General features: G+C 67.8%; 16 protein-coding genes. 5 read left to right on the forward strand and 11 right to left on the reverse strand.

Features of this window, described 5'->3' with window-relative positions; genetic code table 11:
- Positions 1 to 2,160, reverse strand: a complete 2,160-nt coding sequence (locus ABW137_RS15610; RefSeq protein WP_526401482.1) for an Rv1355c family protein — start codon at positions 2,158 to 2,160, stop codon at positions 1 to 3.
- Complete coding sequence (locus tag ABW137_RS15615) at positions 2,157 to 3,590, reverse strand: cytochrome P450 (RefSeq protein ID WP_526401484.1); 1,434 nt, start codon at positions 3,588 to 3,590, stop codon at positions 2,157 to 2,159. The genes ABW137_RS15610 and ABW137_RS15615 overlap by 4 nt, the downstream gene beginning before the upstream one ends.
- A gap of 325 nt (positions 3,591 to 3,915) precedes the next feature.
- Between ABW137_RS15615 and ABW137_RS15620 the strand changes: the two genes are divergently transcribed.
- The gene (locus tag ABW137_RS15620; protein WP_526401486.1) at positions 3,916 to 4,410 is read left to right on the forward strand and encodes a pyridoxamine 5'-phosphate oxidase family protein; all 495 of its coding nucleotides are present in this window, start codon (positions 3,916 to 3,918) and stop codon (positions 4,408 to 4,410) included.
- 9 nt (positions 4,411 to 4,419) lie between these two features.
- Here ABW137_RS15620 and ABW137_RS15625 read toward each other — a convergent pair whose 3' ends face one another.
- The 5 genes from ABW137_RS15625 to ABW137_RS15645 all read right to left on the reverse strand — a co-directional run bounded on the left by ABW137_RS15625 (position 4,420) and on the right by ABW137_RS15645 (position 9,564).
- Complete coding sequence (locus ABW137_RS15625; RefSeq protein WP_526401488.1) at positions 4,420 to 4,575, reverse strand: DUF6131 family protein; 156 nt, start codon at positions 4,573 to 4,575, stop codon at positions 4,420 to 4,422.
- Positions 4,576 to 4,782: 207 nt separating this feature from the next.
- Positions 4,783 to 5,877, reverse strand: a complete 1,095-nt coding sequence (locus ABW137_RS15630; RefSeq protein WP_526401490.1) for an NAD(P)-dependent alcohol dehydrogenase — start codon at positions 5,875 to 5,877, stop codon at positions 4,783 to 4,785.
- Positions 5,878 to 6,023: 146 nt separating this feature from the next.
- Positions 6,024 to 8,171, reverse strand: a complete 2,148-nt coding sequence (locus tag ABW137_RS15635; RefSeq protein WP_526401492.1) for a thiamine pyrophosphate-dependent enzyme — start codon at positions 8,169 to 8,171, stop codon at positions 6,024 to 6,026.
- 8 nt (positions 8,172 to 8,179) lie between these two features.
- Positions 8,180 to 9,091: a 1,4-dihydroxy-2-naphthoyl-CoA synthase gene (locus ABW137_RS15640; RefSeq protein ID WP_526401494.1), complete on the reverse strand. Its 912-nt coding sequence runs from the start codon at positions 9,089 to 9,091 to the stop codon at positions 8,180 to 8,182.
- Complete coding sequence (locus ABW137_RS15645; protein WP_526401496.1) at positions 9,088 to 9,564, reverse strand: nitroreductase family deazaflavin-dependent oxidoreductase; 477 nt, start codon at positions 9,562 to 9,564, stop codon at positions 9,088 to 9,090. The genes ABW137_RS15640 and ABW137_RS15645 overlap by 4 nt, the downstream gene beginning before the upstream one ends.
- A 117-nt stretch (positions 9,565 to 9,681) precedes the next feature.
- Between ABW137_RS15645 and ABW137_RS15650 the strand changes: the two genes are divergently transcribed.
- Positions 9,682 to 10,410: an SDR family oxidoreductase gene (locus ABW137_RS15650; RefSeq protein ID WP_526401498.1), complete on the forward strand. Its 729-nt coding sequence runs from the start codon at positions 9,682 to 9,684 to the stop codon at positions 10,408 to 10,410.
- A gap of 42 nt (positions 10,411 to 10,452) precedes the next feature.
- Entirely contained in the window at positions 10,453 to 10,662 is a 210-nt protein-coding gene (locus tag ABW137_RS15655) for a tautomerase family protein (protein WP_526401500.1), read from the forward strand.
- On the opposite strand, the gene ABW137_RS15660 is transcribed toward ABW137_RS15655, so the two are convergent.
- Both ABW137_RS15660 and ABW137_RS15665 read right to left on the reverse strand, forming a co-directional pair.
- Positions 10,657 to 11,523 carry a helix-turn-helix domain-containing protein gene (locus tag ABW137_RS15660; protein ID WP_526401502.1) on the reverse strand — a complete coding sequence of 289 codons (867 nt, stop codon included), beginning with the start codon at positions 11,521 to 11,523 and terminating at the stop codon, positions 10,657 to 10,659. The genes ABW137_RS15655 and ABW137_RS15660 overlap by 6 nt on opposite strands.
- A gap of 63 nt (positions 11,524 to 11,586) precedes the next feature.
- Complete coding sequence (locus ABW137_RS15665) at positions 11,587 to 12,273, reverse strand: HAD family hydrolase (protein WP_526401504.1); 687 nt, start codon at positions 12,271 to 12,273, stop codon at positions 11,587 to 11,589.
- Between the two features lie 213 nt (positions 12,274 to 12,486).
- Here ABW137_RS15665 and ABW137_RS15670 point away from each other — a divergent pair, with 213 nt between their 5' ends.
- Both ABW137_RS15670 and ABW137_RS15675 read left to right on the forward strand, forming a co-directional pair.
- A complete protein-coding gene (locus ABW137_RS15670) occupies positions 12,487 to 13,209 on the forward strand; it encodes a hypothetical protein (protein WP_526401506.1) in 723 nt (240 codons plus the stop codon).
- A gap of 6 nt (positions 13,210 to 13,215) precedes the next feature.
- Complete coding sequence (locus ABW137_RS15675; RefSeq protein WP_526401507.1) at positions 13,216 to 13,848, forward strand: hypothetical protein; 633 nt, start codon at positions 13,216 to 13,218, stop codon at positions 13,846 to 13,848.
- Here ABW137_RS15675 and ABW137_RS15680 read toward each other — a convergent pair.
- Together ABW137_RS15680 and ABW137_RS15685 are read right to left on the reverse strand one after the other, a co-directional pair.
- On the reverse strand, positions 13,840 to 15,048 hold the full coding sequence (locus tag ABW137_RS15680; RefSeq protein ID WP_526401515.1) for an RNA polymerase sigma factor: 1,209 nt from the start codon (positions 15,046 to 15,048) through the stop codon (positions 13,840 to 13,842). The two genes, ABW137_RS15675 and ABW137_RS15680, sit on opposite strands and share 9 nt — an antisense overlap.
- A gap of 72 nt (positions 15,049 to 15,120) precedes the next feature.
- Positions 15,121 to 15,653, reverse strand: a 533-nt coding sequence (locus ABW137_RS15685; RefSeq protein ID WP_526401509.1) for an MFS transporter, incomplete at its 5' end; no start/stop codon positions are given.

The raw sequence follows: 15,653 nt of genomic DNA on the forward strand, positions 1-15,653 counted from the left end.
TCATCGGCCTCTCGCGGCGTGAAACTTGATCCGATCCGGATTGCGACGACTCGTCGAAGATGGGGGATCTGCCACGGTGAATCGCAACACCAGGACGAGTTCGTCGCTGGCCTCGGCTGCGATCAGAGCTCGGAAGTCGGACCTGAGAAGGGCCAGCTCGTCGGCGAATTCCGGGGAGAGAGCCTCCATGTCGTCCGAATTGCGGGCATAGAGGAACACCGGCGACATCGGCTGCACGGCCAAACCGTGCCGCTCGGCGCTGATCCACACGGCTTCCGCTGCGGACCCCCCGCGGGCGAAATCGGCGAGCCGAGAGCCAGTTACGGTGATCACACCGATGGCGGAGGCGCTCGTCACCCGGTCCCTAGTGAAGTCACCTAGCGCCGTTCCGGCCTTCCATCGGGCGAGGTGAGCCATCACGTCGGCGCGCCTCAAGATGGCCAAGACCGCCTCATCGCTGGCGTCCAACTCCAGGCTGGCGACTTCGATGCCGGTGTCCGGCTCGGGATCGCCGGGCCAACGCAATTCGTCGATCATGTCGGCGTGCAGCTCGGCGGTGAGATAGCGAATCCGATCGGCCGCACCCAGCAGCTGCGCCGCCGCATCGAGTCGCGACCGATCGGTCAAGACGTGCAATCGTGCGCCTTCCCGACCGGCGACGGATTGCAGCGCGTCAACGGTGTCGGGCCGCATCTCCAGCGGCTTCCCCAAGCGTCGGTTGGTCGCCCGGAGCAGCATTGCGTCATACAGGGTTCCGAGTTCGGTGTCGGTGCCATCGACCAACCCGACGGTGACGCTGAGGGACGCATCACCCCCGCCGTCGTCGGCCACGGTCACCGGCCCCAGTCGTTGATGCGCGGCGGCAGCGACCCGGGCGTTGAAGACGGCTGCACCCAAGGCGACGGCGCTTCCGCGAAAACCGACGTCCAGGGTGGAGGTGTGGTCGGATGCCAGGCTGATGGTCAGGCCGTCTTCGTTGGTCTCGATGGTCCAGGGTTGCCCGTTGCCTCCCGACGGTGCCCGGCTGGCTGCTGCGGCAACGATGCCGGGGACATCGGTGGGGGGATGGGCCGTTTGCGGCGCGGAGTACTTCGCGCGGGGTTGGGTGGCCATCTCGGGTTCGCGGAGCTGATCGAGCGCCCAGCCGACGTCGATGCGGGTACGTCCCGAAGCCAACTCCTCTCCAAGGCCGATCCGGCGGATCGCCTCGGCTAGCGCGGTCGCCCCGAGATTGACGTCGGCGGCCAGTTGCGGCCAGGTCGACAGCGACCGGTCCACTTCGATGAGTGATGCGGCCGTCCTTGGAGAGAGCCGTTCAGCGTCGAGGTGGCGCAGTATGTGGGGAATCTTCTCCCGGCTGCTCATCCCCGGAAACAGCGCTGCGTCGATCTCGCCAAGCAGGCCGTGCAAAATGGGCCGCGTCGGCTCGAGATCGAACCGCTCGACGTCGATCAATCCGCGGTCACTGGTGGACATCAGGACGGGGATCCCGCGTGAGCGGGCCATCTCGCGCAGCACGGCCTTCATGTCCAGTGCGTCGCACTCTTCGACGACGATGTCGAGCCCGTCGACGAACGCCTCGGCGTTGTCGACGGTCAGGCCGTCGTCCTGCACGTAGACCGTCAGGTAGGGGTCGATTTCGGCGATCCGTCGAGCAGCCACCTTGGCCTTGTTGACCCCCAGGTCGAACAACGTTGCCGGGACCCGGTTCAGGTTGGACAACTCGAGCGCATCGAAGTCGCCGAGCCGCAGCTCTCCGCACAACCCCTGGACCGCCAACGTGTGGGCGATGACGTGGCCCACGCTCAGCCCGGCTACGCCCACCTTCAGTTCGCCCAGCCGGTCCTGTTCGGCAGCGGTGATCATGTTCCGGTTGCGGTCGAGGCGCAGCATTCGGAATCCCCGTGGACCCAGGACCGCCACCAAGCTGCGTCGCCACGGGTAGTAGGCCCACCGCATTGGCTCGTTCAGTATCTCGCCGTCGGGCCGGGGCCGCAGCTCGCCGAGCTGCTGGCGAGACTGCGCCATCCGGTCGAACTCCAAGATGCGCTCGTCGGCACGCAACGTCTCCAGAAGGGCGAGGTCGCCTGGGTCGCGGGGGTCCAATATCACCGCCGAATGGGCGGCGGCATGGATGCCCGTCTCCGCTGAGGCGCTCACTTGTTCTCCATGTCGTGGTCGTCGACGTCGGGCCGAACGCCGTCCGGCGGGGGCTGCTGCGTGGGGCTCCGTCGCTGAATGCGAACCGGTATCGGACCGCCGGCCACCATCGTGAATGGCACGGCCAACGGAAAGTCCGCCTCAAGGGAGTGGATCTCGGCGCGCCTCACTAGCGTGGCAAGTCCAAGAGTGGCCTCCAGCATGGCGAAGTGATCGCCGATGCACGACCGAGGGCCGCCCCCGAAGGGGATGTACTGCCAACGATTTCGCTCGCGGCTCTGTTCGGGGCCGAAGCGGTCGGGGTCGAATGCGAGTGGATCGTGCCACAGCGTGGGGTCCCGCTGCACGGCGAGACGGCCGAAGATCACCATTGTTCCCGCGGGCACCCGGTAACCGTTCACGACCACGTCGCGGGTGGCCATCCGGGTACCCGTCGGGCCGGGCGGGCAAAGCCGCAGCGACTCCTTGAGCACCTGGACGGTGTAGCTCAACTCGGCCACGTCGTCGGGTTCCAGGGGGCGATCTGGCAGTGCGGCGGCTTCCTGGGCGACACGTGCCTGGATGTCGGGATGGCGTCCGAGGGCCCACAACGCATAGGTCAAAGTGGTTGCGGTGGTGTCGTGTCCCGCGAAGAGGAAGACGATCAACTCGTCCGCGATCTCCTGGTCGGTGAGCGCATTCCCGGTCTCCGGGTCAGTCGCCGCCAGCAGTGCCTGAACCAGGGGGGCATCGGTGTCGGGGTCGGTGCGGCACCGACGCAGGATGTCGTAAGCCAGTTCGTGAAGGGTCGCACTGGCCCGTTGCGCGCGACGGCCCGCTCGAGTCGGGAGCCAGCGCGGGGCGCGGACGGGACGCAACGACCGGTCAGCGACGTAGGTCAGCGATTCTCGCAGCGGGTCGGCGATGACCTCGGCATGATCGCTGAGGTCCAATCCGAGGACGGAGCGCCCCAGGGCATTGAGCGTCAACTGCCTGCACTCGTCGTCGAGATTCACGGTGGCGCCATCGACCCATCCCGCGGCGACCCGCTCGGCTGCCTGCGCCATGTGTCCACCGAACGCGCGGACGTGTTGGCGTGTGAAGACGGGCTGCAACGTCCGCCGACGTGGCTGCCACTCGGCGTAGGGGAGATCGAACAGATTGGACCCCAGCACGCGCCGCAACTCCGACAACACCAGTGACGTCTTGTCGATGGAGTCGTCCTTGACGGCCAATACGTCGCGGATCCCCTCGGGCGAGGTGACGACGACGATCTGGGGAAGGAGCCACGACGGGCCTAGCCGAAAGCGGGAGATCGCACCGCCGGCGTCCCGCAACTCGTCCATGCCCGTGTGAAAGGACCGCAACGCCTTGGCCCGTCGCAGGTAGGGGAGCGGGTTCTTCGGAGGGAGGGGCAGAGACGCGATGTCGAGTTCAGGGGAGGCGGTCACCGCGTCGCCGCTTCGATTGCGGCCCGAAAGTCCGCGGCGATCGCCGATGTTCGTCCGGAGACGACTGTGCCTCCCGAAGTCTCGGCTTCAGTCGCCCTCGATCGGAACGCAGTCCCGGTTTGCTCCACCAGCTTCACTCCTGCCGCAACGGCCCCCGAGTAAGTGCGTATTCCCCGCACTAGATGACCCTAATGGTAGGGACGCTCGCTCGGCGGTCGTGCGGCCCCGGCCACTTTGCCCACCAGCGTCGATTGCGCAGCTAGTTAACTCGTTGTCCGGCCCGAGCGCCCGATGAGTTGTCCGCGGCGCGGCGGTCGGTACCGGTATGACGATCTCAGGAGAACTGGACGCCCGTTTCAGCGAGGCCACCGAGCCAACGGCGTGGGCCGACGCCGACGCCGCGTTGACGTCCTCGGAGCTGTACTGGCTGACGACCGTACGCGGGGATGGTCGACCACACACCGTCCCGCTGGTGGGGCTGTGGGTGGACGGGGCGTTCGTGTTCTGCACCGGCCCCGACGAGCAGAAGTGCCGCAACCTCGACCACGGCGCGGCGGTCACCGTCGTCACGGGGACCAACACGTGGCACGCGGGACTCGACGTGGTCGTGGAGGGTGTCGCCGAGCGCGTCACCGGCAGGGCGGCCCTGCAGGCGCTGGCCGACGTCTATCGCGCCAAGTACGACGGCGAGTGGGACTACGCCGTCGACGACGAGGCCTTCGACCACGGAAGCGGCAGCGCATACGTGTATCGGGTGGCGCCGTCGAAGGTGTTGGCCTTCGCCAAGTCTCCGCACGGGCAGACCAGGTTCACGCCCTAGTACGAACCGTCAGTAGTACGTCCGTCGGCCGCCGACGGCCCGTCCCGTGGAGCCGAGCAGCGTGAGCACGAGGCCGATGACGACGAGGATGGCTCCGATGGTCCATAGAATCGAGACCTTGAGCAGGAAGCCGGCAATGAGAAGGATGATGCCGAGAATGATCATGGGACTGCCTTTCTATCCGGCCGAGCGATTGCCCGAGCGCTGTCTACAGCCAACACCCCTAAGGGGGGTGGCAGTACACCCCTAGGTAGGTAATTTCAGGTGCGCTGCAAGCCGTGGGCTATCCATCCAAGACGCTTCTGCCGCAAGATCGAGGTTGGCAGCGCACCCCGGCCGCGGGTGGGCCGGGAACCTTGAGCGCCTCAGCTCTCAGTCGTAGACGATTACCGCGCGACCGATGACGTCGCCGCGGCCGATGGCGTCGAGCGTCTCGTTGACCTCGTCGAAGCGGACTCTCGTCACGGTGTGTTTGATGAGATCCGCTTTGGCCAGTGCCATCACCTCGGTCAAATCGTTGTAGTTGCCCCAGAACGAGCCAAAGTAGGTGTATTCCCTTGCGACGAGCGGGAACAGGGGAATGTCGATTCGATTGCCCATCAGGCCGACCGATGCGACCGCGCCCTCGATGGCCAGCAGCGCGAACGCGAGCCGAAGTGATTTCTCAGACCCCGCGCAGTCCAGGACCGCATCGAGTTCGCCTCGGCCGGTGAGCTCTTCGAGCTCGCCGCGGACCGCATCCGGGGTCTTGTCGCGGACGTTGATCGTGTAGTCCGCCCCGTTGTCGGTCGCTACCTTGAGCTTCTCGTCGCTGCGGCCGAGCGCCACGACTGCGGCACCACCCCCGAGCAGCTTCGCGTATTGCGTAGCGTAGCTGCCGAGTCCACCGACCCCGGAGACGGCAACAGTGCGACCGGCACCGAGATGCCCCGCCGCGCGGAGTTTCTTGAGCCCCCGGTAGGGGGTGAGGCCGGCGTCGGTCAGTGGGGCGAGGTTTTCCGGGGACAGGTCCCCGCCCGCGGGCATCTTGATGAGGTGGCGGTAGTGCACGGGCAGGTATTCCTGATATCCGCCGTGCGGGCCGAAGCCTGCCCAGGTCCCGTGCGCGCACAGCTGTTCGTTGCCCTCGTGGCACTGCCTGCACGCGCCTTCGCCCCAACTGCCGAACACGACGATCTGGTCGCCCTCCCTCAAGCCGGACGACGCGGGAACCTCGGCGCCGACGCCGTCGACCCAGCCCGCGATCTCGTGTCCTGGGGTGATCGGATAGTCCATCGCCAGACCGGTGTCGAAGTAGCCGTCGATGAGCTGAAAGTCGGTGCGGCACATGCCAGCACCGCCGACCTTGACGAGTACTTCCTCCGGGCCGATGTCGGGGACGTCGACCTCCTCCAAGCGCAGCGGCTGCTGGTAGCCGTACATGCGCGCGGCCCGCATCCTCATGATGATGCCCTTCTTCCGCGTCATATGGCGACCCGGTCCCGTTACGCCACGCGCCGCATCGATCCCGAGCGCTCGTCTCGATGTCATTCCTGTGAGTCGACTGTGTGGACGATCTTGAATGTAGCGTCGCCACGCCTGCGGGGCAATGCCGGTGGCATCCTTGCTCGCGGTTACGACACCAGCTTGAGCGCGGCCGCTTCGATCTGCTCTTCCGAGAGAAGCACCTTCAGGGCCGCATCGCCGAGTGGGATGAAGCTGTCCTCGCTGGCCACCCGGGCCAGGGCGCCGGTGTAGCCGTGGTCGATCAAGGTGGCCATGACGCCCTCGGAGACGCCGCCGGAGGTCCTGGTCTCGTCGACGACGAGGGTGCGCCCGGTGGCGTTGGCCTCGCGTAACACGTCCGCGACGGGAAGCGGTGCCAACCAACGCATGTCAACGACGCGAGCCGTGATGTTCGCCAGCTCGAGGCGTCGCGCTACCCGCAGGCTCATCAGCACGCCGTTGCCGAACGTGACGATGGTCAGGTCGGTGCCGTCGCCGTACGTCCTGGCGCGACCGATCGGCACCGATGCCGCGGGGTAGGGGGTCAACCACTGCTCGTCACCGTCCTCGTGAAGATCCCGGACGTGGTACAGCGCAATGGGTTCCAGGAAGATGCACAGAGCACCCGCGGTGTCAGCCGCCGCGGCGCACGTCCGCATCATCGCGGCGGCGTCGTCGGGGCGCGACGGGGAGGCGATGACGATCCCGGGAATGTCGCGCAATGCACCAATGGCGTTGTCGTTGTGGAAGTGTCCGCCGAACCCCTTCTGATAGCCGTAGCCTGCGACGCGGACGACCATCGGGTTGCGGTACTGCCGGTCGGAGAAGAACTGCAGGGTCGCGCCCTCGCCGCGGATCTGGTCTGCCGCGTTGTGCAGGTAGGCGAGGTATTGGATCTCGGGGATGGGCAGCAGCCCCGCCAGCCCGGCGCCGAGCGCCAGTCCGAGGATCGCCTGCTCGTCGAGAAGGGTGTCGAAAACCCTTGCCGGGCTGGTCTTCTGCATCAGGCCCCTGGTGACGCCGTAGACGCCGCCCTTGCGCGCCACGTCCTCGCCGAAGACGAGGGCACCGGGGTGCCCGGCGAGCACGTCGCCGAGTGCGCGGTTGATGGACTGCGCGAGCGTCAGCGGTTCCCCACCCTCGCCGGCAGCCGAGCCGGGACCGGTGGCGGCGTCGGCGAGCGCGTCGCGCAGAGGCTTCATCACTGCAGCGGCAGTGTCCAATTGGGGGAGTTCGGCGACCTTCTCGGCGATGGCGATCACCTCGGCCCGTTTGGCCTCGTAGCGGTCCAGCACCTGCCCGGGAGTGAGGATGCCGAGGTCGATCAACGTTCTGGCCGTGCCCAGCACGGGGTCGCGCGCATAGTCGGCCGCGATCTCGCCGGGGGTGCGGTAGGCGGCCTCGACGTCGGAGCCGGCGTGGCCCATGAGTCGCACGGTCCGCAGATGCAGGAACGCCGGACGGCGATTCTTGCGCACCCAGTCGACGGCGGCGGCCGCGACGGCGTGGGTGTCGATCACGTCGGCGCCGTCTGCGGTGAAGTACGGCAAACCGGGCCTCGTCTCGAAGTTCGCGGCGATCCAACCGGTCGGCGTCCTGGTGCTGATGCCGATGCCGTTGTCCTCGCACACGAACAGCAGCGGCAACGGAAGCCCTTGGTAGGCAGCGTGCGTCGCGGTGTTGATCGCGCCGATCGCCGTGGAGTGGTTCGCCGACGCGTCGCCGAAGCTGCACACGGTGATGGCATCGGTCGGCCATGGGGTGCCGACGCCGAGTTTGGCCGCGCGGCCGATCGAGAACGCCACCCCGACCGAGCGGGGCAGGTGCGACGCGATCGTGGAGGTTTGTGGGATGACGTTGAGGTCCTGACGGCCGAACACCTTGTGCCGACCGCCGCTGATCGGGTCCTCGGTGGCTGCGCAGACGCCGAGCAGCACGTCGCGCAGCGGGTCCGTGCCGTCCACCTGGCGGGCACGGTGAACGAAGAAGCCGCCCGAACGGTAATGCAGCAGTGCGGGATCGGTGGGCCGAAGCGCGGCGGCGACGGCCGCGTTGCCCTCGTGGCCTGAGGAGCCGATCGTGTAGAAGCCCTTGCCGCGTGACCGAAGCCATCGCGCTGCCAGGTCGAGGTGCCTGCTCCCGAGTTGGGAGTCGAAGAGGTCGAGGAGGTCCTGCCCGGTCAGCGCCGAATCAGGCCCGATCCGATCCCCGCCCGTCCCGCCCGCGGGCAGTGCGGCGATCGTCGCGGTGAAGTGCTCGTCGATCTTCTCGGCCATGGGACGCCCTAGAAGTAGCGGGGGAACTGTGACCAGTCGGGGTCGCGCTTCTCAAGGAATGCGTCGCGTCCCTCGACGGCTTCGTCGGTCATGTACGCCAACCGGGTGGCTTCGCCTGCGAACACCTGCTGTCCGACGAGTCCGTCGTCGAGTAGGTTGAACGCGAACTTCAGCATCCGGATGGCTTGCGGCGACTTGCCGTTGATCTCGTGGGCCCACTGCAGCGCAACGGTTTCCAGCTCGGCGTGGTCGACGACTTCGTTGACCGCACCCATCGCGTGCATCTGCTCGGCGGTGTACGGGCGGCCGAGGAAGAAGATCTCGCGGGCGAACTTCTGCCCGGCCTGGCGAGCCAGGTAGGCGCTGCCGTACCCGCCGTCGAAGCTGCCGACGTCGGCGTCGGTCTGCTTGAAGCGGGCGTGCTCGCGGCTGGCCAGGGTCAGGTCGCAGACCACGTGCAGCGAGTGCCCGCCACCGGCGGCCCATCCGTTGACCAGGCAGATCACCGGCTTCGGCATGAAGCGGATCAGCCGCTGTACCTCCAGGATGTGCAACCGGCCCGCCTGCGCGGGGTCGACGGTGTCGGCCGTCTCGCCCGCCGCGTACTGGTAGCCGGTGCGACCGCGGATGCGTTGGTCGCCGCCGGAGCAGAACGCCCAGCCGCCGTCCTTCTCCGAGGGGCCGTTGCCCGTCAGCAGGATCACGCCGACGTCGTTGGACATGCGGGCGTGATCGAGCACGCGGTAGAGCTCGTCGACGGTGTGCGGGCGGAACGCGTTGCGCACTTCGGGCCGGTCGAACGCGATGCGGACCGTCGGCTTCGGGACGCCGTCCACGACATGCCGGTGATAGGTGATGTCGGTCAGGTCGAAACCCGAGATGGACTGCCACAGCGTCGGGTCGAAGGGGTTGTCGCTCATGCGTCCACCGGATCGAAGCGGAACACGGCACACCGTCCCGCGAGCGCCTCGAACTCCTCGGGTGCGCCCTCGGTGACCAGGCCCGAACGCTTCATGAAGCTGACCCCCGTCGGCACCAGGACGGGGAATTGGCGCAGCAACGGTCGGGCCTCCTCGGCGGGCAACTCGACCACCTTGACCGTCTCGTCCTTACGCCCCTGCGTCAGGGTCGCCTGTCCTGCGGCCCGCAGGTTCTTCACCCAGTCGGCCTTCGGAAATCCACCGACGACGTAGCGCTTGCCATCGACGACCATCGGCGTGATGGGCGTCGATCGGGGTTGGCCGGTCTTTCGGCCGGGGACGGTAAGCACGACCGGTCCCTCCTTGCCGGAGATCGGCAGGCCCACCTTCATCATCGCCATGAAGACCTTGTTCATCGGCTTGAGCCACCACGGCGGCTTGATGTCGTCGTCACCGGGCGTCGGGTTCGGCATGACAACGAGCGTAGACGCCGGGACCGCGCCGCAGCGGGGGGTCGGGAACCCTGGGGTAAACGCCCACTGGTAGCCGGCCGGGGCCGACCACACGATGGACACGACGAAGGGATTCACGTGTCGAGGGTTGCAGTGGTCACGGGTGGCTCACGGGGCATCGGGCGCGCGGTCGCCACCCGCTTGGGTGCCGACGGGCACGCCGTCGCCGTCGTGTACTCGGGTGGCAGGGACGCCGCGGAGGAAACGGCGCGGGCCGTCGACGCGGCGGGTGGCCGCGCCATCGTCGTTCGTGCCGACGTGGCCGACGAGGCGGCGGTTGCCGCCGTGTTCGACGAGACCACCGAGCGGTTCGGCGGCGTCGACGTCGTCGTGCACGCGGCAGGACGGATGGCGCTGGCCCCGATCGCCGAACTGGATCTCGCGGTGTTGGACGATCTACACCGCACCAACATTCGGGGAACGTTCGTCGTGGCTCAGCAGGCCGCGCGACGTCTGAGAGCCGGAGGGGCGCTCGTCAACTTCTCCACTTCCGTTGTCGGCCTGGCGTTTCCGGGCTACGGTGCTTACGCCGCGAGCAAGGGCGCCGTCGAAGCGCTGACGTTGATACTGGCCAGGGAGCTCCGCGGCCGCGACGTGACCGTCAACGCCGTCGCGCCAGGGCCGACCGCGACGGACCTCTTCCTCGATGGGAAGGATGCCGACACCGTCGACCGGTTGGCCAAGCAGCCGCCCTTGGAGCGGCTCGGCACTCCGGCTGACATCGCCGAGGTGACGGCGTTCCTCGTCAGCGATGCGGGCCACTGGATCAACGGTCAAGTCGTGCGCGCCAACGGTGGAATCGTCTGACGCGTCGGGTAATTCAGTTCACTCTAGGTCGGAGGAAACAGCATGCCATTCGCCAACTTCAAGGTCCCGGCGGGAACTCTCACCACCGAGCAGAAGGAGACGATCGTCCACGCCGCCACTGCGATCTACGTCGAACTGTACGGCGAACGCGCCAGGGCCAACACGATGATCCTCGTCGACGAGGTCGTCGACGGCGGATGGGGTATCGGGGACCAGGTCTTGACCGCCGCGATGCTCAACGGGGGGTCATAACCCCTGATTGGTCCAATCGGCCGAAGGGGCGAGCGACTGGTTGCCGACGACGGCCAGCAACTCGAACTGCTCAACGGCGTTGGTGTCCGCGGCGGGGGTGAACCAGAGCAGGCGCTGTCGGCCGTCCTCGCTGAGCAGGTTGAGGCAGTTCACCTCGATGACCCCCACCTCGGGATGCACGATGCGCTTGCGGTCGCTGCGGCGGACGGCCACGTCGTGCCGGTCCCACAACTCAGTGAATTCCGCACTGCGCCGCCGCAAGACGTCGAGCAGTTCGGTGGACTCACGGTCGCGTTCGTCCCGACGGGCCAATGCGGCGCGCAGGTCGGCTACGAAGCGTCGGGAATGTGCGTCGTGATCGGCGGCGGGGTACAGATCGCGGGCACGGGGGTCGAGGAACCATCGGTAGAGGAAGCTGGCCTGGATGCCCGGTGCGGCCACGGCCGAACCGAGGAGCACTTCGGCCATTCGGTTCTGGGCCAGGGTGACGTGCAGATCGCTGATGACGCGCGCCGGGGTGCCGTCGAGGCGAAGGAGCAGATCGAGCATTCCGGGGTGCACGTGGTCAGCCGAGCTGCCTGCCAGCGGCACGGCTCGGCCAGCCAGATGGTAGAGGTGGTCGCGTTCGTCGCGGGTGAGGCGCAGCGCCCGGGCCAGCGCGGCCAGCATCTGCTCGGACGGTTGGGCTGTGCCACGTTCGATCTCGGTGTAGTAGTCCGTCGATGCGCCCGCGAGCTGGGCGACCTCTTCGCGTCGCAGGCCCGGCACCCGCCGCCGGTTGCCGGGCGGCAATCCGATGTCTGCGGGCCGGATGCGGTCGCGGCGCGACTTCACGAAATCGCCGAGCTCACCGAGGTTCATCCGATGATTCTGCCGCCACCGGGGTTGGGCAGCCAGGGGGCAACGGCCCTACGGTGGCCGAACTCAGAGCACGACGCCGAAGGCGGCCAGCGCCTCGACCAACCCCTCGGGCCGCTCGTCGGTGGGCAACGGATCGACCAGCGCGAACCGGCAGCCGACGTCGCGGGCGGCGCCGTCGGCCTCCTCGCTGTCGCCGACCATCAATGCGTCCTCCGGGTTCGCCCCGAGCCGCGACAGCGCCGTCCGGAAGATCTCGGGCTGTGGCTTGACGGCGCCGACCTCGAAGGACAGCACGAACTCGTCGACGTCGGCGGAAGCGCCGATCGCCTCGAAGGCCGGGCGGACGTCGAAGGCGATGTTGGAGACCACGGCGGTCTTGACGCCGCGGGCGTGCAGTCGGGCCAGCACCTCGGCGGTGTCGGGGTACGGGGTCCAACTGGCCGGGTTGACGACGCGGTCGTAGAGCATCTCGGCGTGGTGATCGGCCAGGCCGGACTCGCGTAGGACGTGAAGGTACGCCTCACGGTGCAAATGCGGCGCCAGGTCGCGGCTCACCCAGGCGCGGTAGGTCTGCTCGTCCATGTCGACGGACCGTCCGGTGGGCGCGGTCAGCCGACGCATCAGTTCGGCCTGCACGTGCCCGTCGACCTGACGCTCGTCGACCTCCATCCCGCTGAACCAGCTGTCGTCCTCCTCCAAGCGGAACAGCGTGCCGGAGAAGTCGAACAGCACGGCGCGAGTCGTGGTCATGCCACCATCCTCCCGATCGCGGACCGGATCGGCGATGGCGGGTCGCGATGCGGTGGAACCGGCCGGTTCGAGCGCGCCCGACGAGAGAGCACAGCAAAGTCGGACTCGATGCGCGACACTGCTATCGTGCGGTCCGATCCGCCGCCCGTAGGAGGCGTCGCGAACCGCTACGGTTGTCTGGGGTCTCATCGGAGGCCGGGGAGAGGTGAACGCATGGGCAATCCATACGAGCAGTGGCCGCCACAGGGTGGGCCGCCCGGGCAAAGTCCCAACCAGCCCTACGGTCAGCCACCCGGACCCCCCTACTGGGGACAGCAGTACGGCGGCCCACCGCCAGCGCGGCGTCAGCTGAACCTCGGTGGGCTGGACCGCTCGCGGATCGCGGCCGTGGTGGTCGCGATCTCGGGGCTGATCGTTCTGGTCGGCTCGTTCTTCACGCTCTACGGCGTCACGGTGACTCCGTCGGCCCTCGACGTGCCCGACAACGACGCCCCGTCCGGTCAAGTGGACGTGGGCATCGGTTTCTACGACGTGTTTCCCATTCCGCCGCCCATCGTCGCCCAGGCCATTCCGCTTCTCATGGTCCTGGCGACGTTGACGGCGGTCCCCGCGATCCTCGGGTCGGGACGGCGGATCTCGGGCGCCTCGGCCGTGTTTGCCGGGGCGGCGTCGTTGCTGGCCTTCGTATTGGCCGTTGCCAATCCGCTGCCGTCGATCGGACTGACGGGCCAACTCAGCGCTGCGCTGGAGGACGAAGTGGGCGGCCAGTCCGTCGACCAGCTCGTCGACTCGGTGGTGTCGATCGGACCTGGCGCCGGCCTCATCGTGGCGCTGGTGTTCTCGATCATCGGGTGGATTGCCGCGGCGCTCATGGCCTTTCAGCGCACCGCGCCCGCACCCGTTCAGCAGCCACCGCCTGTCCCGCCCAGGTGGTGATCCCCGATGCATGACCAGCAACCCCATTACGGCCCTCCGCCGTACGGTCCGCCACCCGGGTATGGCCCGACTCGTCGGTCGCGCTCCATCTCCGGACGGCCGATCGCGGTCGTGTTCGGCATCGTCGCGCTGGCGGGTGTGCTGTGCACCCTGTTGCCGCTGTGGACGATCACCCTCAATCCCGACGACTACCGCGGGTACGGCGTGAGCGACGTCGATGACGAGTTCGCAGGCTCCGTCATCACGCTCAACGTCGGCTTCTACGACTGGCTCACGTCGTCGGCGCTCGTTCTCGCGTTGATCCCGATGGCGCTCGCCGTCGCGGTGGGCGTCGCGGTCATCCAGATCGTCCGCGCCGTTCCCGACCGGAACCTGTGGGGCGCCTCGGCGGCCTTCGCGTCGTGCACCCTGGTGCTCGTCGCGTCGGTAGCCGTCAGCCCGTCCTCGACGCTCGAGGTCACCGGCCAGCTGTCGCGGGAGCTGAACCCACGCGATCTGACCGTGAATCAGGCATCGTCCCTGAACGCCGAGTACGGACCGGGTCTGATCATCGCGGTGGTGGCACTGGTGGTGGTCGGTGGCTTGGCGGCGTGGCAGTACGTTGCGACCCCATCAACGGAAGAAGCTGCCTCACAGTAGATTCCGGGCCTTCTCCGCCTTGGTGACCAGGACGTCGCGCTCGCGCTCGTTGGTCGCCATGCCCACGGCCCTGTCGAACTCCTCGGCTGCCTCTCCGTGGCGGCCGAGCCGGGAGAGCAGCTCGCCGCGCACGCTAGGCAGCAGGTACGACTCGGTGAGGCCGACGATCCGGTCCACGATGGCGAGCGCCTCCTCGGGTCCCGACCGCATTGCCACCGCAACGGCCCGATTGAGCTCGACGACGGGTGACGGCACCAGCTGAAGAAGGCCGTCGTAGAGGGCGACGATGCGCGCCCAGTCGGTGTCGGCGGCCGTCGGTGCTGCCGCGTGGCATTCGGCCAACGCTGCCTGCAGCGCGTAGGCCCCCCAGCCAACGCCCTCTTGCTGCAGTGCCTGTGCTGCGCGTTCGAGGGCCGCAACGCCGCGGACGATCTGCGCACGGTCCCACTTGGCGCGGTCCTGATCCTCCAGCAGGATCGGCTGGCCGTCGGGCCCGGTGCGCGCCGCGAAGCGCGAGGACTGGAACTCCATCAACGCGACCAGGCCGTGCACCTCGGGCTCGGCCGGCAACAATGCGGCCAGCACCCGGCCCAAACGCAAGGCCTCCGTGCATAATTCGTCGCGGATCCAGCGCTGACCCGAGGACGCCGAGTATCCCTCGTTGTAGATCAGGTAGAGCACGCCGAGGACTGCCGAGAGCCGTCCCGGATACTCGGAGGGGTCGGGCACCTCGAAGGGCACCTGATTCTCGCCCAGCGTCTTCTTGGCCCTGGTGATCCGGGCCGCGATGGTCGCCTTCGGCACGAGGAACGCGTGCGCTATCTCCTCGGTGGTGAGGCCGCCGACGACGCGAAGGGTCAGGGCGATCTGGTTCTCCCGCGAGAGCACCGGGTGCGTGGCGACGAAGATCAGCCGGAGCACGTCGTCGTCGATGTGGTCGGGGTCCCACGACTCCTCGACCTCGGTCTCCAGGTCCCGGGCCAGCGCGGCGTACTTGACGTCGAGTCGGTCTCGGCGGCGCCAGTGGTCGATGGCCCTGCGCTTGGCGACGGTGGTTAGCCACGCACCGGGATTGCGCGGGACGCCGGTCGTCGGCCACTGCTCCAAGGCTTCGACGAGGGCGTCCGCCGCCAGATCCTCGGCCGTTCCGACGTCGCCCACGGCACGGGTCAGTGTCGCGACGATCTTCGCGGCCTCCATGCGCCATACCGCGTCGACGGTCTGCTGGAGCTCGGCGTCGGCCACGTCCCCATTGTCCTCAGAACCATGTCCTCAGACGTAGCGGTTTCGGCCCGCCGCCGCTCCAGCGACGATCTGCACCACGTAGACCACGAGGAACATGACGAACGGAATGGTCCAGTCGTCGGAGAGATCGTGAAGCAGACCGAAGAGGAACGGCCCGGTGCCCGCGAACAGGTAGCCGAATCCCTGTGCCATTCCCGACAATTGCGCGGTGTCCTCGGCGTTGCGGGCCCGCAGCGCGACGACGGTGAGTGCCAACGAGAAGGCGCTCATCCCGACGCCGACCAGCACGCTCCACACCACAGGGGCCGCGCCCGGCGCCACCATCAATCCGATCGCACCGCCGAGCCCGAGCACGCCGAGTGCGACGATCCACCCGCTCTGATTCGTCGAGCGCGCAGCCAGCGGCGCGATGATGAGGGCGACGGGAACGCCGATCAACGACACCAGTCCGACCAGGAGTCCGGCGTCGACCTTTGGGACCCCGTTGTCGATGAATACCTGTGGTAGCCAACCCATCACGATGTACGCCAGGAACGCCTGACTGCCGAAGAACGCCGTGA

It is taken from the genome of Mycobacterium sp., from assembly GCF_040509115.1.
Lineage (GTDB): Bacteria > Actinomycetota > Actinomycetes > Mycobacteriales > Mycobacteriaceae > Mycobacterium.

Excerpts from the sequence above, each read along its gene's own strand:
- ABW137_RS15665 (WP_526401504.1), bottom strand. The coding sequence starts at position 12,273 with ATGACCACGACTCGCGCCGTGCTGTTCGACTTCTCCGGCACGCTGTTC.
- ABW137_RS15630 (WP_526401490.1), bottom strand. The coding sequence starts at position 5,877 with ATGACGCGGAAGAAGGGCATCATCATGAGGATGCGGGCCGCGCGCATG.
- ABW137_RS15680 (WP_526401515.1), bottom strand. The coding sequence starts at position 15,048 with ATGGAGGCCGCGAAGATCGTCGCGACACTGACCCGTGCCGTGGGCGAC.
- ABW137_RS15675 (WP_526401507.1), top strand. The coding sequence starts at position 13,216 with ATGCATGACCAGCAACCCCATTACGGCCCTCCGCCGTACGGTCCGCCA.
- ABW137_RS15670 (WP_526401506.1), top strand. The coding sequence starts at position 12,487 with ATGGGCAATCCATACGAGCAGTGGCCGCCACAGGGTGGGCCGCCCGGG.
- ABW137_RS15635 (WP_526401492.1), bottom strand. The coding sequence starts at position 8,171 with ATGGCCGAGAAGATCGACGAGCACTTCACCGCGACGATCGCCGCACTG.
- ABW137_RS15620 (WP_526401486.1), top strand. The coding sequence starts at position 3,916 with ATGACGATCTCAGGAGAACTGGACGCCCGTTTCAGCGAGGCCACCGAG.
- ABW137_RS15655 (WP_526401500.1), top strand. The coding sequence starts at position 10,453 with ATGCCATTCGCCAACTTCAAGGTCCCGGCGGGAACTCTCACCACCGAG.
- ABW137_RS15640 (WP_526401494.1), bottom strand. The coding sequence starts at position 9,091 with ATGAGCGACAACCCCTTCGACCCGACGCTGTGGCAGTCCATCTCGGGT.
- ABW137_RS15625 (WP_526401488.1), bottom strand. The coding sequence starts at position 4,575 with ATGATCATTCTCGGCATCATCCTTCTCATTGCCGGCTTCCTGCTCAAG.
- ABW137_RS15660 (WP_526401502.1), bottom strand. The coding sequence starts at position 11,523 with ATGAACCTCGGTGAGCTCGGCGATTTCGTGAAGTCGCGCCGCGACCGC.
- ABW137_RS15645 (WP_526401496.1), bottom strand. The coding sequence starts at position 9,564 with ATGCCGAACCCGACGCCCGGTGACGACGACATCAAGCCGCCGTGGTGG.